Here is a 21,443-nt window from a genome sequence, read left to right on the forward strand (position 1 = left end):
TCATCTTTTTTACATATCCATTTCAGTCATCATATGCTTATTCACTTGATGGACATCGTATTTATTTAGCGCAATTTCTCGTGAACGTTGCCCCATCGAAATCATCAGTTTCGGGTCTTCAATAAAATACTGCATGCTTTGCACCAATTGATCGACCGATTTTACTGCCACCAAATAACCATTTACCCCATGAGAAACCGTTTCGCGACACCCTGGCGCATCTGTGGTAATGACCGCACGCCCCATGGCCATGGCCTCTAACACCGTTCGTGGTGTCCCTTCTCGATAAGAAGGTAAGACATACACGGAACTGGCTGTAATTGCAGGGCGAACATCGCTCAGTTTGCCCCAATAATTGACAATTTTATCATTTACCCAAGTCTCGAGTTCCTGCTGGGAAATGGCTGAAGGATTGTCATCCATCCATCCCACCAAATGAAATTCAGCTTCTGGATATTGAGCTTTAATACTACGTGCAGCAGCCATATATTCACGTATACCTTTATCACCCAATAAACGTGCTATCAGCAAAAATGAGGCCTTTACTCCACCTTGCTCATTAATAGGCAATGGCATAACCTCAAAATCTTGCACATTCACGCCAGAACCATTCACGACAACCGCTGGTTTATTGGCTTCAAGTAAGCGCATCTCTTCAAATAGTTTTAAATCATCTGGATTTTGGAAAAAAACTTTATGGGCATATTTTAAGGCCTGCGCATATAAACCATGCACCATTTTTTGAAAAATACTGCGCTTAGCTGTTTCAACATTTTGAAAGGCATAGCCTAAACCTGTGATCAATGCAAAACGCTTTGGCACCTTTGCCAATCCTGCTGCCAGCGTACCGTAAATCACAGGTTTAATGGTATAAGACAGCACAACATCGGGCTGGATCTGACGAATCTGCTGATACATATTTTTCAACAGTTTCAAATCTGCTAACGGATTCGTTCCCGTGCGTTGCATTGGAATTTCATGCACCTGATAACCTAATGCGATGAGCTTTTGATATTCCTCTTGGAAGTTTGCTAATTCAGGTACCATGATATGAATTTCATAGCCTTTGGTCTGAATCGCTTCCAATAATTTGCCACGAAAATTCAAAACAGAAGGCAGAAAACTGCTAATCATTAAAAATTTCATCTGTCTTGTCTCCACTGTGCAAGATATTGCTGACTCACGCTTTCAATACCAAAATTTTGCTCCACTCGTTGGCGTGTGGCTTGTTTTAAAGCGCGTTTTTCTTCATCTGTTTTTGCAACATAATTTAAAATTGCATCTGTCAAAGCCTCAACATCACGGGGCGGGACAATCGTGCCAAAATCATTCACAATATATTTGGCATCGCCAACATCGGTACTAATGCATGGCAAACCTGAAGCCATCGCTTCCACCAAAACATTTGGAAAACCTTCAGTAATCGAAGTCATTAAAAAGGCATCAATCGACTGATAAAAACTAGGCATATCTGAAATTTGATCAAGCAATTGCACCTTCTTTTCATCAAGCTGATATTGCTCAAAATAGGCTTTTATTTCAGGGTTTTCGATATTTGCGCCACTACCTGCAATTTTAAAAATAATCGGCTGATCTTTTAATTTGGCAATGGTGGCAAATAAATACGGATAACCTTTTGCAAGGTGATAACGTCCAGCAAAGCCTATTGTGCAAGGCTCATGCAAAATTGGATTAGGCCCAAATTTGGTAAGTGAAACGCCATTAGCAATGACATGCGAATTGGCATTTTCTAAACCAAATTTTTGGTGTTGCACTAAAGCTGAATGTGCACAATAAATAATGCCTTTGGGCATGTTTGATAACATTTTGCTAAATACCAAAGCGACTTTGGTACTAATAGATTCTTCTTTGGTTGATGCTAAAGAATGATGGATTCCCCAAAAAACATTCGGTTTATGTTGCATTCCTAAAGTGCTTAATGTCGCCAACACATTGGCATGATACATCCAACATTGAATAGTTTTAGGCACCAGTTTTTGCAGTAGTTTTTTTAATTGAAAAATTACCGATACAGTATTTAAACCATTCCAATTCAAAGCATAATGTGACCGACATAGCGCCAAAGTTTCAGTATAAACAGCTGAGGTTTTCATTAATGAAATGATCACATGATCACATTCATTTTGCGTTTGCTGAATTAGGCGTGACAGCATCATTTCAGCGCCACCAACCCCTGCAAAATTGGTAATCACATGAACAATCGTCTCTTTACTCACGCTAAATTTTCCATCAAGTTTAAATAGCTCTGTAAGACATTTTTTTTGTGAAATTGACAGCAATGCTTTTCAAATTCATCATTGCTATAGTCAACATAATTTTCAAACATTGCATGTTGCATTGCACGGCTCATACCATCAATATCATTACATTCCACCAATAGTCCAAATTTTGAATTCATCAAAATTTCCATTGGGCCACTTGGACAATTGGTACTCACCACTTTAATTTTTGATGCCAGTGCTTGAATTAAAACGCCGGGTAAACCTTCCCAATTAGAACTAAGTACAAATAAATCTGCATATTTAAAGTAGGCATATGGATTTGGATCAAACCCTGAAAGATCAACGACATCTGACAGATTCAAATCTTTTAATAACTGATCTAATTCGGTACGCAATTCGCCCTCACCTAAAATAATTAAGCGCGTTTGAGGGTACTGTTGATATAACTTTTGGAAGGAACGAATCAGAAAAGCAAAATTTTTGGCTTCAGTTAAACGCCCAACAGCCATAACCACTTTATTTTCGGCACTAAAAAAATGATGTTGCACAGGGGCATTTAATTTTTCAAAATAAGCATCGTCAATGACAGGGTTATAAATGGTGATGAGATTTTGCTTTTTATACGCATAATATTCACGAAAATCTTGCAAAACACCATTCGAGACACACACCACTTTATCTGCCAGCGGATAAGTCAAGTTCACTAAACTTTTTAAAATAAATTTAGATAAACCTGTATTTTTCATATTTTTTGAAGGAGTTGATACTTCACGAAAAATGAGCTTGGTTTTGACATGTGCCAATTTTTTGGCAAACCCACAAATCACATTGCTATGTGTTTGCGTCGCAATAATACAGTCATAGTGTTGTTCTTGTAATCGTTTTTTTAACGGAAATAAAGCATTAACCACGCGCCCACAATCAAAATTAATCAACTGAATTTTTGGATGAATTTCGGGCAATAATTTGCCTTTTTCGCCCTCTAAATTACACACCGCTAAATCAATATTTAAGCCTTGTTCGACCAAACTATTGGCAAGTTGAATGATTGTACGTTCCGCCCCACCTCCACCTAACGTCGGTAAAAAGAACATGACTTTATTCAGCATAACAAAACCTAAAAGATGGGAGATTAAAGTTGTTTTTGATTTTGCAGTTCAATTGCATGTTGCACACGCTCCGCATACCCCTGAATACCCTTCAGTTCAGTATCGCTAACACAAGTGGCTTTAATTTTTGCGTGGTAAGCGTCAAAGCTAGACACCACTTTTGCAGGAACGCCTATGGCTACTGTATTATCTGGAATGTCTTTGGTCACGACAGAACCCGCACCAATCACTACATTTGAGCCAATATTTACACCTGGCATAATAATACTGTTCACACCAATAAAGACCTGTGAGCCCACAGTAATTCTGGCAAAACGCTGATAACGTTCACCTTGTTCATCTTTGACCAAACAAGTACTGCCATCATGGGTAATAAATTTCACCCCAGAAGTAACAGTAACATCATCGCCGATGGTTACTAAGAACGGTTCTGAACCCCAACTTCGAATATAGATTCTACAATTATGACCAATCGTGACGCCTTTCTTCCTTGCATATGCCACACTGCCTTTGGCAAAAAAATAGGTCAAATCAAAAACAGTATTAAAAACGGCACGGATAAAGCTCATAATTAAAACCTATGTGACAACCTAAAAAGCAAGACGTAACGTGAAACTACAAAAGACAATGAGCTACCATCAGCCCATTTTTTGACAATACATTTTAACTGAAAATGAGTTCAACATATACCGCCTAACTAAAGGACTTAAACCTCAGATACAGTTACAGACTTTTCTAGCTTCTTCGCAGGAATACCGACATAGACGCCCGCCTCTGCAATATTTTTGCTCACCAAAGAACACGCACCAACAACACAATTATCTGCAATTGTGACACCATCTAATACAGTGACCCGAGCGCCAAACCAGATATTTTCACCAATCACAATGCCCTGTTTCGTGATTTGATCTTTCACTAAAACCTCTGGATTATTGAATGTATGATTACTGGCAATCATCACGGTTTGCGTTCCAATACGAGTATTAGCACCAATTTTCAGCCCACCACAACCATTTAAAAATGATTTAGAATTGATACTCACATCATGACCAATTTCAATCTTTCCGCCAAAGCATTTGATATAACAACTTTCACCAATAAAACTGTTGTCACCAATAATTAAGGTCGCATCCGATTCTACAATTAACGTGACATCATCACCAATATAAACATTTTTTCCAATGCGAATTTGCCCTGAAACTTCGAGTTTAGTACGTCGTCCAAAATATTTAAGCTGTGTGCCCAATGCCATGTTATAGAGCATTTTACGGCACTGCGCAGAAAACCAATTCAGCAGTTTTAAACCTTTAAAAAAGATCACTTCGGACGTCTCCACACGGTAGCTAAAATGGAAAAATTATAAAAAATCAACGCTACTGGTACAGCCACCAACATATATAATTTATCCGCACACAACCAATATAACCCTAAGAATAATATAAACTTAATGATCAATTCGACAATTTGCAACTGAAATAACACATTACTTTGTCGCTTCGCAATCAAATAAGCTGAACTTGGCGGATTACAAAATACTGCCCAATAACCCAAAGCTAAAATTTGGAAATATAAAGAAATCCCTACCCATTCTTGGCCAAAAATCAAAAGATAGAATGATTCAGGTAAAACGAAAAAAATCGCAAAAAAAGGCAATGATAAGACACTTAAAAAAATGCTACTTTTAAAAGCTTCACGCGGGGTATTTTGGTTTTTATATTTCCGAATAAAAAACTGGCGAATGGTTTGTGACATTAAATTAATCGGTACACGTAAAGTCCGCTCAACAATTGAATAAAAGCCAACGGATTGAAAGCCCACAAAATGCACGACCACATAATAAGGCAAATTGTGTGAAAAACTATTGAGTAAGGCATGTGGCGTATTGCTAAAAATAAAGTCTTTATAATTTTTAAATATTTGCCAACTCACCTCATAAAGACGCTGGCTGAGCACATAAAATAATAAGACAACGGCTAACAGCAGTGAGCTCACACTATAACTGTTCAGTAAATTTATCGTAAAAATAAGTGGTAAAATCAGTTGTACCGCAACAACCGTTATACTGCGAAAAATATTCAACCCTGCACAAAACCATTCTGCTTCGTGGGCAAATTTATAATTATAAACACTTTGAATTAAGGTATTGGCAAAAACCCCCAAAGCAATCGCAATCGCCATTTCTGCGTTATACACATATGCAATAACAACGGCAATAACGGTGCAAAAAAGTAGTGAAAATACACTACTTTCAAAAATCAAACTTTTTTGATGCTCTGCCTTTGCCACCAATAAAGCTTGGTCTAGGCGTAAATTTGCTACTGTAGACAACACACTAACGAAGGCCAGCGCTACGCCATATTGACCAAAATCATGAACTGAATATAGTCGTGTTAAAAAAGGAAGTGCGATAAATGTCATTATCGCACCGACTAATAAACTAAGAGTAATCAACCCAATAGATTGATATTTTCGGGCTAAATGCATCAGCCTCATTTTAGATTTTGCACATACCATTTCATCGCCAACTGAATTCCTGCATCAATGCGAAATTTTGGCGCATAGCCCAGTGCTTTTTCAATTTTAGCAATGCTCGCTTGCGAGTGACGCACATCTCCGGCACGGAAGTCACGATATACAGGTTCTTTTGTATAACTCACCTTATTTTCATTTAACGCAGTTTTAATCGCATTAAATAAGTCATTCAATGTCGTTCTGTCACCTACTGCAACGTTGTAGACTTGATTTTTCGCATCGTTACTTGCAGTCGCGGCTAAAATATTCGCTTGAACCGTATTATCAATAAAACAAAAATCTCGACTGGTCTCACCATCACCATTAATGAACACATCATCATTTGCAATCATGGCCGCTGTCCATTTTGGAATCACTGCAGCATATGCACCATTCGGGTCTTGACGCTGACCAAAGACATTAAAATAACGCAGACCAATCGACTCAAAGCCATATGTCCGCGCAAATACGTCTGCATACAATTCATTGACGTATTTCGTTACTGCATAAGGTGAAAGTGGGTTCCCAATATTTTCTTCTACTTTGGGTAATGCAGGATGATCGCCATAGGTTGAGCTACTGGCTGCATAGGTAAAACTTGAGACTTGCGCATCGCGTGCCGCAGTCAACATATTTAAAAAACCACTAATATTGGTTTCATTGGTGGTGATTGGATCGGCAATTGAACGTGGCACCGAACCTAATGCCGCTTCATGTAGCACATAGTCCACACCCATGCAGGCTTTTTGGCAATCTTCAAACTTTCGAATATCACCTTCAATAAAGTTAAATTTTGCCCATTGATCAGTGGTAACTACAGACTGTACTTCATCTAAATTATACTGATGACCTGTGGCAAAGTTGTCTAAGCCCACCACAGTTTGATTCAGCTTTAATAAGGTTTCTAATAAATTAGAGCCAATAAAACCAGCCACACCCGTAACTAACCAAGTTTTAGGGGTAGCTTTTAATTGTTCACATACCGTTTGATATTGGCTCATATATTGTCTTCCTTATTTTAACAATTAAAGGCGGATGTCAGATTCTGTTGCGTCAAGTACATATTTTAAATCATATAAAACATGTTGCTCTTTCCCTAAAGCACGAATCTCACCTGCACCCATTGCTTTAAATTGATCATGAGCCACTGCTAAAATAACGGCATCATAAGTATCTGTATTGACAGATTGTACTGGTGTAATGCCATACTCATGTTCTGCTTCTTGCACATCTACCCAAGGATCGTAAACATCTACATCCATATGGTATTCATTCAGCTCTGTCACAATATCAATAATTTTAGTATTACGAATATCTGGACAATTCTCTTTAAAACTCAAACCAAGTACCAATACTTTTGCACCTTCAACTTGAATTCTTTTCTGAATCATTCCTTTTACCAGCTGGGTGACAACATAAGCCCCCATAGAGTCATTTAGACGACGCCCTGCTAAAATAATTTCAGGGTGATAACCTATCGCTTGTGCTTTATGCGTTAAATAATAAGGATCTACACCAATACAATGCCCCCCAACAAGACCTGGGCGGAAGGGTAAAAAGTTCCATTTGGTGCCTGCAGCTTGTAAAACAGCTTCGGTGTCGATGCCCATTTTATTAAATATAATGGCAAGCTCATTAATTAAAGCAATATTGACATCACGCTGAGTATTTTCAATGACTTTTGCCGCTTCTGCGACTTTAATACTGGTCGCTTTATGTGTGCCCGCTTCAATAATCAGGTTATAAACTTGATCTATAAATTCTGCAATTTCAGGTGTAGAGCCTGAAGTAATTTTCAGAATATTAGTTACACGATGCAACTTATCACCCGGATTAATACGCTCTGGGCTATAGCCTGCATAAAAATCTTGATTAAATTTCAAGCCAGATTTTTTTTCCAGTACAGGAATACAAACCTCTTCAGTTGCCCCTGGATATACCGTAGATTCGTACACCACGATATCGTCTTTTTTCAAGACTTTAGCAATGCTTTCTGATGCTTTCACCAATGGGCTAAGATCGGGTTGCTTATATTCATCAATCGGCGTAGGGACGGTGACAATGAAAAAATTGCAATCACTCAGTTGCTGTAAATCGGTGGTATAGCTCAGATGAATAGATTGTTTTAATTCTTCAGGTGTTACCTCTAAGGTATGGTCCTGACCGTTTTTGAGTTCATCAATACGCTTTTGATGAATATCAAAACCGACCACTGAAACGTGTTTGCCAAACTCTACAGCCAAAGGTAACCCAACATATCCTAGACCAATAATGGCTATTTTTAGTTCAGAAAGTTGTAACATACTAGAAGCCTATACCATCGATGGATTATGAATCATCGTTATATTGTGAAGAGCCCTATAATATAACAAAAATAAGTCCCAAGCGATGTTGCTAAATATTGTGAGTGCATGACCTGTGAGTCTTTGACCCTACTTTGAAATATATTAGACCTTTTTTATAAATCATTTTTGCTCAGCCCCAAGTTATATGCTCCAGCAATTAAATTAAATCTCAATCCCAGTCTTTTACCTCTATTTCGATAACACTCAGCAAGTCTTTTGAAGATTTTTGACTCCCAAATACACGCTTAATCCCTGTTTTTCTTTTATTGATTATAAATTTTTATTTTCAGGGTTCAATTTACCATCTCCCTCTTTTAGTTTTTAACGGCAAAACACTATCTGGGCACAAAATGCAGATATCCTAGTAATCTTTACCTGCGAAGAGGAGAGAACCGAAAGGAATCTTATTCAGACTTCATCTAAATAATTCAAAATCATGTACAGTACTTCATGGAGAGCCTCGCTTAAAAATCCACCGAAGTTAGGTAGACTCTATACCCAAGTTATATCTTAACTTTAAGTAAATTAAAAAAGCTTTAAATTATAAGGCTACCGTCCCTAACATTTTTATCTTTACAAGGCTGTATACTTTACGAGTGTGTCGCATCTTTTACTGTATTAATCGTGGTTATTAGTATAAAATTACTGCGTTTTAAATTAATAATTTGGGTATGTTAGACCCATCATTTATTACTAAAATTATATCTATAAATAGGATTTTATTTAGAGTGAATTACTACCGTTTCTGCATCATGTTAACACTTAGCCTAGGAATGACGGGCTGTGCCATTACTTCTGGTCTACAAACTTATGATTTACCCGATCAAGGGGCATATCAGACAGAACAGGGCGCTAATTTAAATGTAATTCAACTTAATCAAAATAATATACCTCCGATCACACCATTTAATCTAAATAATTTTTCCAACATCCAATCCTTATTCAGCAATCAACAACATGTTTATCGGCTAAGTGCTGGAGATGTACTTTCAATTCAGCTTTGGGCATATCCTGAAATCACCCCACCTATTCAAGATGTAACGAATATTAAAGCCGTCGGCTACCCAATCGATCTAAATGGCAACGTACAACTTCCCCTCATTGGCTCGGTTAAAATTGCAGGAAAAACACTTGCAGAAACAAATGTCTTTATTCGCAACCAATTCAGCAAATATCTAAAACACCCTGATGTTGTCGTACGTGTTTTATCCTATGAAGGTCATCGCTATTTTGTAAATGGTCAGGTATTAAAAAGTGGTCAATACACTCTTTCTGACCAACCTATCAGTTTATATACAGCACTTGGTCAAGCCGGTGGTATTGATACAAAAACTGGAGATACAACCAATATTCAGTTGATTCGTAATGGGCACACATATAATTTAAATGCCATTCAATTAGAAAAAAGTGGATTATCTTTACACAATCTACTTATTCAACCCAATGACACAATTTTTGTGAATACAAAACAAGATCAAAAGCTTTATGTCATGGGCGAATCAAACAAAAGTCAAGCCGTCAACATGCGTGAACAAGGTATGTCCTTAAGTGATGTCCTTGGTGAAAGTGAAGGGATTAGCCCTTACTCTGCCAGTGCAGCACGAATTTATATTATGCGTACAGACCTAAGCAGTAAGCAATCAACAATTTATCACCTTAATTTAAGCGACATTGGTAATTTAGCTTTAGCTAACCAATTCCAAATGAAGAAAAATGATATCGTTTATATTGATGCCACTGGTTTAGCACGTTGGCAGCGTATCATGAATCAGATTATTCCTTTTTCAAGCGCCTTATATAGTTTTGACCAGCTTGGAAAATAACTAGATGAAACTTCAAAATATTTTAGTTGTTTGTGTCGGTAATATTTGTCGTAGCCCTATGGCAGAGTTTTTTCTTAAAGAAAATTGTCTAAACCATCAAATTGAATCTGCTGGTTTATCTGCAATGGTTGGGCACGGGGCCGATGAAAAAGCGATCCAATGCATGGATCAGCTCAACATTAATATGCGTAGCCATGTGGCAAAACAAATAAACTCTACATTAATAAAAAATGCAGATTTGATCCTAGTGATGAGCAACAATCAAGCTCAGCATATTGAGAAACAATGGCCTTCAGCCAAAGGAAAAGTATTTAGGCTAGGACATTGGAAAGGACAAAACGTGCCTGACCCATATAAACATGATCAAAACTTTTTTAACGAATCATGTCAAAACATCCAAACTTATGTCAAAGATTGGCTTCCACATCTTTAATTTGAATTAAATAATTAGTTGTTAACTTATGAATCAAAATGCAAAATCTGACGATGATACTATTGATTTGAAAGAGCTTTTCTTTTCACTTATTGCACAATGGAAAGTTATTGCTCTTTGTATCATTTTAAGTTTAATTTGTGCAATTTTCTATATCCGCATTACACCTTCTGTTTATTCGACGGATGCATTAGTACAAGTTGAAGATGGTAAGGGCGCGGCCTCAGCTGCTTTACTTGGTGAATTGAAAGACTTTTCAGGGGGATTAGGACAAAAATCACCAGCAGAAGCAGAAATTGAAATTTTAAATTCAAGAATGGTTCTAGGTAAAGTGATCCATGATTTGAATCTTAATATTACAATTAAAGATAGTGAAGATACGCCATTCAATAGACTCTTTTCACTAGAGAATACTCAACTAAAATATGATACGCAGGGTGTAAGCTTTAGTTCTAAACAACACTCATTTTTAGTCAAACAGCTGGATATTCCTAATTTCTATTTAGACAAAAAATTAAAATTAAAATTTGAAGATAATGCTAAATTCACTTTAAGCGATAAAGATCAAATTATTTTTTCAGGCGATTTAAACAAACTTAACCAAGCAAATGATTCCAAAGGTACTTGGAAAGTTAATATTGTAAGTAATAGTCCTTTCCAGCAAGATTTTTTCCTTACTAAACTGTCAGCCACAACAGCAGTTGAACTGCTTAAGTTAAATTATACCGTCGCTGAAAAAGGAAAAATGACCGGTGTCATCGGTTTAAATTACAGAGGTGAAGATCAGCAACATATCACCAATGTCTTAAACCATATTTTAGAAATTTATCATCAACAAAATATTGAACGAAAATCATTAGAATCTAAGCAAACTTTAGGATTCCTTGATCAACAACTTCCTGAGTTAAAACAACAACTTGAAAAATCAGAATTAAAATTCAATGATTTTCGCGAAAAATATAATACAGTTGATGTAACTCAAGAGTCTGAACTCATGCTCAAACAAAATATTGAGCTTGAAAAAATGCGCATTGAGCTGAAACAAAAGCAGGCTGAATTTTCAGCAAAATATACTGCAGATCACCCGTTAATGACTGAAATTAATGCACAAATTAATGCATTAGATCAGAAATCCAAGGAGCTCAGTCAGGCTATTAAGCGTTTGCCTGAAACCCAACGCCTATATTTGCAATTGTATCGTGATGTTAAAGTAAATACGGAGTTATATACGTCTTTATTAAATAGTTACCAACAATTAAAAATTGCCAATGCAGGTGAAATTGGTAACGTGCGAATTATTGACACGGCAATTGAACCAGTAAAGCCAATTAAACCTCAAAAGCTTATTATCCTTGTTCTATCTATTTTTGTAGGTGGGTTCTTAGGTACCTTGTTGGCATTACTGCGTAATATGATGCGTTCAGGGATTAAAGATTCTTCACAAATTGAAAATGAATTGGATTTACCCGTTTACGCCACCGTACCGCGCTCACCGGTACAAGAAAGTCGCATTAAATTATTAAAAAAGAAAAAGCATATCCCCATTTTAGCTGTTAAGAATGGCGATGATATTGCCATTGAAAGCCTACGGAGTATGCGTACTGCTATTCATTTTGCCTTAAGTGCAGCAAAAAATAATTTAATTATGATTTCGGGTCCTGCACCTGAAGTGGGTAAGTCCTTTATTTCAACTAACTTAGCAGCCATTTTGGCGCAAAGTGAAAAACGTGTTCTAATTATTGATGCTGACTTACGTCGTGGTTATTTACATAAATATTTCAATCATGACAATCAGGCAGGTCTTGCTGAGTATTTAAATGGCCAGCAAAATTTGGACACAATTATTAAAACAACTGAAATTACAGGGCTAAGCGTAATTACCCGCGGTAAAAGCCCAACCAATCCTTCTGAATTGCTCAGTTCTGCAAAATTTGCGACTTTATTAGAACAGCTTTCGCCACTGTATGATCATGTGATTATTGATACACCGCCTATTCTGGCTGTGACAGATGGGATTATTATTTCACAATATACCGGTGTAAATTTAGTCATTGCACGCTATGCAAAAACACAAATGAAAGAACTAGAGATAACCATCAACCGTTTTGAACAGGTGGGTGTGAAAGTGAACGGTATCATCTTGAATGATATTGTGCGCAGTGCTGGTGGTTATGGCTATAACTATTCTTATGGCTACAAGGCATCAACCGAACAAGATTGATTGATTTAATCTTACAAAGCCAGTATTTAATACTGGCTTTTTTCATTTTAAAAAATAAATAAAACCAATCTACATCTTTCTTTTTGTATAAAAAATGTTTTATATATTCAATATTTTATAGAATAAAAACTGAAATATGACTATGATATTTTTTGGATCTACAGACAGATTAAGAACCTGTAGTACAGAGAAGTCTGCTAAAATTTCAGCAACTTTTTACATATAAAATAATTGTGGGAAAATATATGAGTAAGGCCCTACCCATTGCTGTCGCTGTTCTTCTAGGCGGTGCTGCACTTGTTCCTGTTTACTACGCAACACAAAAACCTGCAGTACAGGCTGCAACGTCAACACAACCATCTGCAAATGCATCTGCTGTAGAAAAAATTAGCTATGCATTGGGTTATGAAGTTGCACACCAAACACCACCAGAACTGAATATTGACAGCTTTGTGACAGGTGTTCGCGCAGGCCACGCACGTGCAAAACCAGCTTATACAGAAGAGGAATTGCAACAAGCTTATGTTGAATTCCAAAAAGAAATGCAACAAAAGCAACTTGATCAAACTCAACAAGCTCAAAGCACCAGTGATTCCTTCTTAATAGAAAATGCGAAAAAATCGGGTGTAAAAACTACGGCATCGGGTCTGCAATATAAAATTACCCAAGAAGGCACAGGTAAACAACCTGCTGCAAATTCAATGGTCACTGTGCATTACAAAGGTCAATTGGTTGATGGCAAAGTTTTTGATAGCTCAATTGATCGTGGCGAGCCCATTGAGTTTCCACTGAATCAAGTGATTCCTGGCTGGACTGAAGGCCTACAACTGATGAAAGAAGGCGGTAAAGCAACACTTTATATTCCTTCAAATCTAGGTTATGGCGAACAAGGTGTTCCGGGAACTATTCCACCAAACAGTACTTTAATTTTTGATGTTGAACTAATTAAAGTGAAATAACAAAAAACTCAGGAGAGCCCATCAGCTCTCCTTTTCTTTATCTTTATTGAGACGTCTATGAAAATTCAAATGACCCTGCTTTGTCTTGCACTTTGCGCCAATGGCACATTTGCCAAAGACATTAACACCAAAAGTAGTGCTGCAGAACAAGTGGGCTACAGTTTTGGCTATCTCATGGGCCGTAGTAATGCCGACGCCATGAAAGATATGGACATCGATGCTTTTATTACAGGCTTAAAAACGGCTTCTCAAGGCAAAAGCGCATCGCTGAGCGATGAAGAAATGACCCGTGCGTTAACACAATATAAAAAACAGACCGAAGCAAAACAATTAATTGAACTCAAGCAACAAGCAGATAAAAATGCACAAATTGGCAATGCGTTCCTAGCCGAAAATGCAAAAAAAGATGGAATTAAAATCACCAAGTCTGGCTTACAGTATCAAGTCCTTCAAGAAGGAAAAGGCAAAACACCTAAGGCCAATTCAACTGTCAAAGTGGACTATGAAGGACGTCTCATTGATGGCACTGTTTTTGACAGCTCAATTGCGCGCCATCAACCTGCTACGTTTCAAGTAAGCCAAGTCATTCAAGGCTGGACTGAAGGGCTACAACTGATGAAAGAAGGTGCAAAATACCGCTTCTTTATTCCTGCAAATTTAGCATATGGTCAAATTGGTTCAGGTGATGCCATCGAACCCAATAGCACCCTGATTTTTGATGTCGAATTACTCGAAATCACCTCTAAATAAATCATTACAATTTTTCCTGCGACAGCGCATCAATGCGCTGTATGCTTTTATCTGCAACACTTTTATACTTTTTTTTATTTCATTTTTTAGCACAACTTATTTTGCTTTTATTTAAACCTTCATAAATCAAATCATCTAGCTATGCTTTACTTATTAACTTCATCGAACAAGGATTGATCCATGGCACTGAAAATCAAAACACGTGAAATTGAATATACCGCTGCTGACGGTGCAAAACTGATTGGCTACTTTGCAGCACCTGAAACTGCATCACCGGTTGCAGGTATTATTGTTGCACCTGAATGGTGGGGCCGTAATGAGTATACCGAACAACGTGCACGTGAATTAGCAGAACATGGTTATGCTGCTTTGGCAATTGATATGTATGGCGATAAAAAAGTCACAACCTTAGTCAGTGAAGCATCGGCATGGATGATGCAAACTTTTGAAGATTCAGAGACGATTGTGACTCGTGCGTCTGCTGGATTAACGACTTTAGCGCAACAACCTGAAGTGAATGCAGATAAACTGGGCGCAATTGGTTTTTGCTACGGCGGTAAAGTCATCTTAGATTTGGCTCGTTCTGGTGCAAATTTACGTGCGGTGGCAACCTTTCATGCCGTTTTAACACCGAAAGCCCCTGCGCAAGAAGGCGTCATTAAAGCTGAAATTTTGGTGATGCATGGTGAGCTAGACAGCATGGTGACTTTAGATGATGTGGCTACTTTCCGTCAAGAAATGCATGCAGCCAAAGTCGATCATGAGGTGATTGTATTTGAAAATGCCAAACATGGTTTTAGTAATCCTTTAGCCGATGAACGCGCTCAAGCAAATGGTGTAGATTTAGCTTATAACGCATCTGCCGAACAGCAAAGCTTAGATGCGATGTATGCATTATTAGCACGCCAACTTAAAAACGAATAAAACCAGATTTAAACTTAAATTTTATAATCATTTGGAGGATAGAATGATGACTGACAATAACTGCTCATATTGTAATTTTGACGAATATGATGTCATTGCGAAGAATGATTTTGGTGTTGTGTTACCTGAAGCCAATAGTCTTTCTAAGGGCCATTGCGTCATTATTCCTTTACGCCATGTCAGTTCTTTTTTTGAAGTGACCGACAAAGAACGAAAAAGCTTAATGTCACTCTTAGAACAAGCTCGTAATGAACTGAATATATTGCATCATCCAACAGGCTTCCATATTGGCTTTAATGATGGAACGGTTTTCGGTGAATCTACAACACATTTGCATATTCATATTATTCCACGCTATGAAAATCAAAGCTTAGTACTGGATGAGCGCTGGGGCTTTAACCAATAAGCTCATTGAGTAATTAAAAGAAGGATCTTCAGATCCTTCTTTACATTTTTAATACCCCGCATTGCTGTGCTCTTTCCAATTCTTGTGTAACGACAAAAATCACGCAAAAATTCCATGTATACTGAGGCAGTTTTTTGTTGACTGTCCTGTTCTATGTTTGTGTTTTCAGATGCTTTACTGACTTGGTTTGATGTACATGGTCGCCATGATTTACCTTGGCAAGTAGCCGATGACCCTTACAAAGTTTGGGTGTCTGAAATTATGTTGCAACAGACACAAGTCAAAACGGTATTACAATACTTTGAGCGTTTTATTGAGCGCTTTCCTACGGTTCAAAACTTAGGTCAAGCCAGTTGGGACGATGTTGCACCTTATTGGGCAGGATTAGGCTATTACGCCCGTGCGCGTAACCTACATAAAGCAGCAGGTATCGTTGCCCATCAAAATCAATTTCCAAACACCTTAGAAGGTTGGATTGCCCTCCCGGGAGTTGGCCCGTCCACTGCTGGTGCATTAATGTCTTTAGGACTACGCCAATACGGCGTGATTATGGATGGCAATGTCAAACGTGTACTGTCGCGTTTTCTAGCGATTGATACTGATTTATCCAAACCTATACATGAACGTGAAATGTGGGCCATAGCCGAACAGCTTTGTCCAGAAGAGCGTAATCATGACTACACTCAAGCCATTATGGACTTAGGCGCCACTGTCTGTACGCCGAAAAAACCCTTGTGTTTATACTGTCCAATGCAACAACATTGCAAAGCGCATCAGCAAGGGATTGAAACTGAATTACCCTTTAAAAAACCCAAAAAAGCTGTGCCCATTAAACAAGCTCAAGTTCTGCTGATTCGTGCAGGTGATGAATGGCTTTGGCAGCAACGCCCAAATACGGGCTTATGGGGGGGATTATGGTGCCTACCTGTTTTTGAACAACCACATGAATTCCAACAAACGACCCAACGTCTGGGTTTAAAAATAGTGGTTCAGCAAGCACGTATTTCGCATAGTTTTACCCATTTTACATGGTTGCTCGATACGCTAATTTTTGAAGTCACCAAAGATCAAAAAGAGCATTTGGCTATTGAATTAAATGGGCAATGGCTCAGTGCGACACAAGCCACCGCTTTAGGTCTTCCAACCGCCATGAAAAAATTGATCTCGGCCGTAAATCTATGACATAGTCAAGGTTCGCCCGATGAGACGTTCATCATAAAAAATGAAGGAAAATTTTGTGTTGCGCCCAATTACAATTGTCTTTCTCATCGTTCAAATTATTTTGTTAGCAGCCTGTACCACGGCCCCTAAACATCCTCCTTCTAGCACCTTGCCCTCAGACCAAATTCAAAAATTAAAAAACATGCATTTACCCAATAGTTTGCCTGTTCCTGTAGACGACATTAAACGCAAAGCATTGAAAGACACTTGGGGCGCATCCAGAAGCCAAGGCCGTGCCCATGAAGGCATTGATATTATGGCTCCACGTGGAACAAAAGTGTTTAGTGTAACCGATGGCCTGATTGTTGACTTACGCAATAACAATTTGGGTGGTAAAGTGATCTGGGTCATGGGGCCAGCAGGGTCGTGGCACTACTATGCCCACTTAGATGCACATAAACGTGGTTTAAATATCGGTGACAGTGTGAAGAAAGGCGATATTATTGGCTATGTCGGCAATACAGGCAACGCACGTCATACCTCACCACATTTGCACTATGGAATTTATTTAAATGGTAAAGGACGTGGCGCCGTCAACCCCTTCCCCTATTTACGCTAATTGTTAGGAATTATTCATGTCAGAAGTATTGATCAACCGTCTAGTCGAATTTGCAGAATCAGGCAATCAGCAAAAAATTGTCTTAGCTGGACAAAGCTATCAAGGCTGGATTATGGAAATTACCGAAGAAGCCTTACTGATTAGCACAGGCTATGCAGATAAATCGGGTAAAGATATTTGGATTCCGTTTTCCGATCTAGATCAGGCGACGCTGTCTTACTGGGATAATCAAACAGATCAATGGGCTGAATTTAAGCTATAAACGATCAGGAATACTTAATGACCATACAACGTTGCGGCTGGTGCTCCGATGACCCGCTTTATGTGGCCTATCATGACTTTGAATGGGGTCGGCCCGAATATCGCGAAACGCATTTATTTGAAATGTTGTGTTTAGAAGGTCAACAGGCGGGGCTGTCTTGGATTACCGTATTAAAAAAACGAGAGGCTTATCGGCAACATTTTTTCCAATATCGCATTGCCGACATTGCAACTCTGGATGATGCAAGCTTGGAGGAAAAATTACAAGATGCCAGCATTATTCGCCATATTGGAAAATTAAAAGCGATTCGGGACAATGCCATTGCATGGGAAAAATTAAAACAAGAACAGATTGATCCAATGGCTTGGTTATGGTCATTTACCGAAAATCAATCCATAAATAATGATGTACCCGATTACAAAACCGCACCTGCACAAACGGCAACCAGCCTGCTCATGTCCAAAGCCTTAAAGAAAAAAGGCTTTAAATTTGTTGGCCCGACCACGTGCTATGCCTTTATGCAGGCCGTAGGGATGGTCAATGATCATGAAAATCACTGTAGTTTTAAACATTGCTCCACCACCTCATAAAAGGATGCTGAAATGAGTGACCATATTTTCCACGCTTACGCTGCCATGCATGCGGGTGAAGCATTACAACCTTACCAATTTGATGCTGGCGAGTTACAGCCTCATCAAGTCGAAGTCAAAGTTGAATATTGTGGTTTGTGCCATTCAGATCTTTCTATCATTGATAATGAATGGGAATCTTCAGTTTATCCAGTGGTTGCTGGTCATGAAATTATTGGCACCATTTTACAGCTTGGTTCAGAAGCCAAAGGTTTAAAAGTCGGGCAACGTGTGGGGATTGGCTGGACAGCAGAAAGTTGTCAGCATTGCGACCCGTGTATTTCAGGTCAGCACGTGCAGTGTACAGGTGGCAAGACTGCAACCATCGTCAATCATGCAGGTGGCTTTGCCGATAAAGTTCGTGCTGGTTGGCAATGGGTGATCCCCTTACCAGACGATTTAGACGCAGCATCAGCAGGGCCATTATTATGTGGTGGCATTACCGTATTTAACCCCATTTTGGCGCATAAAGTTCAAGCCATTCATCATGTCGGAGTCATTGGCATTGGGGGTTTAGGTCATATTGCTATTAAACTTCTCAAAGCATGGGGCTGTGAAATTACCGCATTCACATCTAGCCTAGACAAGACGGATGAATTAAAAGCGATGGGGGCCGACCATGTAGTGAATAGCCGTGATTTGGATGCATTAAAAGCACAACGTGGAAAATTTGACCTGATTTTAAGTACCGTCAATGTCACGCTGAATTGGCAAGCCTACCTTGCAGCTTTGGCCCCAAATGGTACGGTACATATGCTAGGTTTGGCTTTAGAGCCTATGCAAATTCCAGCAGGTTCACTGATTAGTGGTGCAAAATCGGTGACGGGGTCATCTACAGGTTCACCTGCTGCCCTACGCCAATTACTAAAATTTGCAGCGCGAAAAAATATTGCCCCACAAATTGAGTTGTATCCAATGTCACAAATAAATGACGCTATTGCACGCCTACATTCAGGTAAAGCGCGTTATCGTATTGTGTTAAAAGCGGACTTTTAAGCCAAAAAGCCTGCTCCTAAGCAGGCTTTTTTATTGCTCATATTACGACAGTGTGGCTTCTTTAAGAACCAACACTTTCTATTTCAGATGTCAAAATAAGTGTTTTTCGCACCCACATGGCCAACTGCAAAATAGCCTGTTGCACATCTTCTGACAGTTCATGCCCTGCATTTAAGCGAATACAATTGTTATAGCGTCGATCTTCCCCAAACAACACGCCAGGTACAATATTAATGCCCTGCGCCAAAGCATGATAATACAAGGCCAAACCATCAACCTGTTGTGGAAATTGTAGCCATAACGCATAACTTCCTTGCGGACGATTAATTCGCACATCCACACCATCAAAGGCCTGCGCAATAAACTGTCGATACTGTTCGACTTGCTGCATCAAGGTTGGTCGCAACTGATTCAAATGTTGTCGATAAGCACGACTATAAATTAAATCCGCTAAACCTAACTGTAGGGGTGTATTGACAGAAACATTTTGCATCAGCAATTTAGCATGCAAATGTTTCAAGCGCGGTGAGATGCAGAACCACCCTACCCGATAAGCCGAAGACAATGATTTAGATACCGATCCGCAATAAATCACATAGCCCTGCTGATCCCAATAGCGAATGGGTAAAGGTCGATCGACACTAAAACTGCATTCGGCATAAATATCATCTTCAATTACATAGCATTGATATTTTGCGGCCAACTGAGCGATTTTTTCCTTTTCAAGATGACTTAAACAAAAACCCAATGGATTCTGAAAATTAGCAGTCAATAGACATGCTTTAGCACCAGAAAATTGCATGGCTTGCTCTAAACGCTCTAAATCGAAGCCTTCCGTATTGGCAGGGATTTCAATGATCTTACGCTTTAAAAGCGCCAATAATTGCAACTGACCATTATAATTCGGAGTCGGTACAATCACGCTGTCTCCTTCTGCTGTCAGACTTTGGATCATGACGGACAAGGCTGGCATACAACCATTACTGATATAAATCTGCTCTGGTGCAATATGAAAGCCATCTTCTGCCCAATGCATAGCCAATGCATCTCTAAGTTGCTGATGCCCTTGACGATCGCTATATAAAAAATCCTGAGGTTTGCAGTGTTTTAAAGCGCGTTGAATAGATCGACTCAATGCTTTTGCAGGGACTAAATTCGGTGAAAGCTGAATAGATCCTAAGTGAACCAATTGACTGTTGATGGCCGCTTCATGGATCTGAATTTGTAATTCTAAATTAGAAACTTCTCTAATATTGGACTGAAAGTCAGGATGCTCAGGCACACCTATAGGCTGGCTATTAGCTTGAGTTTGCACAAAATAGCCTGACTTGTCTTTGACATAAATCAGACCTTGCGCTTCTAACAATTCATAGCAACTTTTTGCGGTATTCAAACTAGTCCCTTGTTGCGTGGCAAATTGACGCAAGGAACTCAGACGTTGCTCTGCATGTATTTCCCCTGCATAAATTTTTTGCGCAATCTGCTGTGCCAATAACTGATACTGAAAGGCCATATCTGTACCTATTTTTTAAATTTTGCTGTATCTGTACCCAACAATTTAACAGATCTAAGCTTGCTCTATGATTTTTTCAATCTACTAGAGGAGCGATTCATGAAAAAAACCACAATCATTTCAGTTATTTTCGGTCTGAGTTTTGGGCTAATAGCCTGCCAACCACAAAAACCCAATGCCCTCGCACAACAACAAAATACGATTTGTAGCGCTTTAATTGATGGCTTTTTAAAGGCACAAAAATTAACGCATTATCAGCTTTGGAGTATTCAACCGACTCTTGAGCATAACTCTCATCAGCGCCTATATATTTATCAGGCTCAAACAGCCAATATGGGGGTATTGCCACAACAACAAAAACTACGCTTTGCCTGCGAGAAAATATCTGCACGTCAGTTTCAGTTGCATTTGTCCGACCCACAACAGGGCAATAGCGTGGCATATCTGAGTATAGAGCTACCTGAGCCTGCCCAACTAAAAACCATGACCGCATTTCGTTTGCCTCAACCATCAGAAACACAGCCTTAACGCTGTGCTTC

General features: G+C 38.8%; 22 protein-coding genes and 1 pseudogene. 13 read left to right on the top strand and 10 right to left on the bottom strand.

The window, feature by feature from the left end; translation table 11 throughout:
- Positions 1-9: 9 nt before the first annotated feature.
- The 9 genes and pseudogenes from BBP83_RS02065 to BBP83_RS15125 all read right to left on the bottom strand — a co-directional run.
- Entirely contained in the window at positions 10-1,146 is a 1,137-nt protein-coding gene (locus BBP83_RS02065; protein ID WP_068885746.1) for a glycosyltransferase family 4 protein, read from the bottom strand.
- Positions 1,143-2,237 (bottom strand): glycosyltransferase, encoded by a 1,095-nt coding sequence (locus tag BBP83_RS02070; protein ID WP_068885747.1) that lies wholly within the window; start codon positions 2,235-2,237, stop codon positions 1,143-1,145. Before BBP83_RS02070 ends, BBP83_RS02065 begins: the two co-directional genes overlap by 4 nt.
- Positions 2,234-3,352 (bottom strand): glycosyltransferase, encoded by a 1,119-nt coding sequence (locus tag BBP83_RS02075; protein WP_068885748.1) that lies wholly within the window; start codon positions 3,350-3,352, stop codon positions 2,234-2,236. Before BBP83_RS02075 ends, BBP83_RS02070 begins: the two co-directional genes overlap by 4 nt.
- Positions 3,353-3,375: 23 nt before the next feature.
- Entirely contained in the window at positions 3,376-3,921 is a 546-nt protein-coding gene (locus tag BBP83_RS02080; protein ID WP_068885749.1) for an acyltransferase, read from the bottom strand.
- A 137-nt stretch (positions 3,922-4,058) separates the two neighbouring features.
- Positions 4,059-4,673 carry an acyltransferase gene (locus BBP83_RS02085; protein WP_245669697.1) on the bottom strand — a complete coding sequence of 205 codons (615 nt, stop codon included), beginning with the start codon at positions 4,671-4,673 and terminating at the stop codon, positions 4,059-4,061.
- Positions 4,670-5,866, bottom strand: a complete 1,197-nt coding sequence (locus BBP83_RS02090; protein ID WP_342669282.1) for a lipopolysaccharide biosynthesis protein — start codon at positions 5,864-5,866, stop codon at positions 4,670-4,672. Before BBP83_RS02090 ends, BBP83_RS02085 begins: the two co-directional genes overlap by 4 nt.
- A complete protein-coding gene (locus BBP83_RS02095; protein ID WP_068885751.1) occupies positions 5,842-6,864 on the bottom strand; it encodes an NAD-dependent epimerase/dehydratase family protein in 1,023 nt (340 codons plus the stop codon). The genes BBP83_RS02090 and BBP83_RS02095 overlap by 25 nt, the downstream gene beginning before the upstream one ends.
- 24 nt (positions 6,865-6,888) lie before the next feature.
- A complete protein-coding gene (tviB, locus tag BBP83_RS02100; RefSeq protein ID WP_068885752.1) occupies positions 6,889-8,166 on the bottom strand; it encodes a Vi polysaccharide biosynthesis UDP-N-acetylglucosamine C-6 dehydrogenase TviB in 1,278 nt (425 codons plus the stop codon).
- 155 nt (positions 8,167-8,321) lie between these two features.
- A pseudogene (locus BBP83_RS15125) lies at positions 8,322-8,435 on the bottom strand (IS5/IS1182 family transposase); the annotation flags it as partial.
- A gap of 525 nt (positions 8,436-8,960) precedes the next feature.
- Between BBP83_RS15125 and BBP83_RS02105 the strand changes: the two are divergent.
- From BBP83_RS02105 to ahr, 12 genes are all read left to right on the top strand, one after another.
- A complete protein-coding gene (locus tag BBP83_RS02105) occupies positions 8,961-10,031 on the top strand; it encodes a polysaccharide biosynthesis/export family protein (RefSeq protein ID WP_068885753.1) in 1,071 nt (356 codons plus the stop codon).
- Positions 10,032-10,035: 4 nt separating this feature from the next.
- Positions 10,036-10,464 carry a low molecular weight protein-tyrosine-phosphatase gene (locus BBP83_RS02110; protein ID WP_068885754.1) on the top strand — a complete coding sequence of 143 codons (429 nt, stop codon included), beginning with the start codon at positions 10,036-10,038 and terminating at the stop codon, positions 10,462-10,464.
- 28 nt (positions 10,465-10,492) lie between these two features.
- Positions 10,493-12,685, top strand: coding sequence for a polysaccharide biosynthesis tyrosine autokinase (locus BBP83_RS02115; protein ID WP_068885755.1), 2,193 nt, complete (start codon positions 10,493-10,495; stop codon positions 12,683-12,685).
- Positions 12,686-12,930: 245 nt separating this feature from the next.
- A complete protein-coding gene (bamJ, locus tag BBP83_RS02120; protein WP_068885756.1) occupies positions 12,931-13,644 on the top strand; it encodes a BamJ family beta-barrel-assembly machinery protein in 714 nt (237 codons plus the stop codon).
- Positions 13,645-13,701: 57 nt separating this feature from the next.
- Positions 13,702-14,394 carry a BamJ family beta-barrel-assembly machinery protein gene (gene bamJ, locus BBP83_RS02125; protein WP_068885757.1) on the top strand — a complete coding sequence of 231 codons (693 nt, stop codon included), beginning with the start codon at positions 13,702-13,704 and terminating at the stop codon, positions 14,392-14,394.
- Between the two features lie 180 nt (positions 14,395-14,574).
- Positions 14,575-15,318, top strand: a complete 744-nt coding sequence (locus BBP83_RS02130; protein WP_068885758.1) for a dienelactone hydrolase family protein — start codon at positions 14,575-14,577, stop codon at positions 15,316-15,318.
- A 46-nt stretch (positions 15,319-15,364) separates the two neighbouring features.
- Positions 15,365-15,724 carry an HIT family protein gene (locus tag BBP83_RS02135; protein ID WP_068885957.1) on the top strand — a complete coding sequence of 120 codons (360 nt, stop codon included), beginning with the start codon at positions 15,365-15,367 and terminating at the stop codon, positions 15,722-15,724.
- A 153-nt stretch (positions 15,725-15,877) separates the two neighbouring features.
- Complete coding sequence (gene mutY, locus BBP83_RS02140; RefSeq protein ID WP_068885759.1) at positions 15,878-16,906, top strand: A/G-specific adenine glycosylase; 1,029 nt, start codon at positions 15,878-15,880, stop codon at positions 16,904-16,906.
- 40 nt (positions 16,907-16,946) lie between these two features.
- Complete coding sequence (locus BBP83_RS02145; protein ID WP_068885760.1) at positions 16,947-17,504, top strand: M23 family metallopeptidase; 558 nt, start codon at positions 16,947-16,949, stop codon at positions 17,502-17,504.
- 16 nt (positions 17,505-17,520) lie between these two features.
- Positions 17,521-17,766, top strand: a complete 246-nt coding sequence (locus BBP83_RS02150) for a hypothetical protein (RefSeq protein ID WP_068885761.1) — start codon at positions 17,521-17,523, stop codon at positions 17,764-17,766.
- A gap of 17 nt (positions 17,767-17,783) precedes the next feature.
- Complete coding sequence (locus tag BBP83_RS02155; RefSeq protein WP_068885762.1) at positions 17,784-18,356, top strand: DNA-3-methyladenine glycosylase I; 573 nt, start codon at positions 17,784-17,786, stop codon at positions 18,354-18,356.
- Positions 18,357-18,368: 12 nt separating this feature from the next.
- On the top strand, positions 18,369-19,391 hold the full coding sequence (gene ahr / locus BBP83_RS02160) for an NADPH-dependent aldehyde reductase Ahr (RefSeq protein WP_068885763.1): 1,023 nt from the start codon (positions 18,369-18,371) through the stop codon (positions 19,389-19,391).
- 61 nt (positions 19,392-19,452) lie between these two features.
- Here ahr and BBP83_RS02165 read toward each other — a convergent pair whose 3' ends face one another.
- Complete coding sequence (locus tag BBP83_RS02165; RefSeq protein ID WP_068885764.1) at positions 19,453-20,904, bottom strand: aminotransferase-like domain-containing protein; 1,452 nt, start codon at positions 20,902-20,904, stop codon at positions 19,453-19,455.
- A 99-nt stretch (positions 20,905-21,003) separates the two neighbouring features.
- Between BBP83_RS02165 and BBP83_RS02170 the strand changes: the two genes are divergently transcribed.
- The gene (locus BBP83_RS02170; RefSeq protein ID WP_068885765.1) at positions 21,004-21,432 is read left to right on the top strand and encodes a hypothetical protein; all 429 of its coding nucleotides are present in this window, start codon (positions 21,004-21,006) and stop codon (positions 21,430-21,432) included.
- The last annotated feature ends 11 nt before the right edge of the window (positions 21,433-21,443 follow it).

This window comes from Acinetobacter celticus (assembly GCF_001707755.1).
Taxonomy (GTDB): domain Bacteria; phylum Pseudomonadota; class Gammaproteobacteria; order Pseudomonadales; family Moraxellaceae; genus Acinetobacter; species Acinetobacter celticus.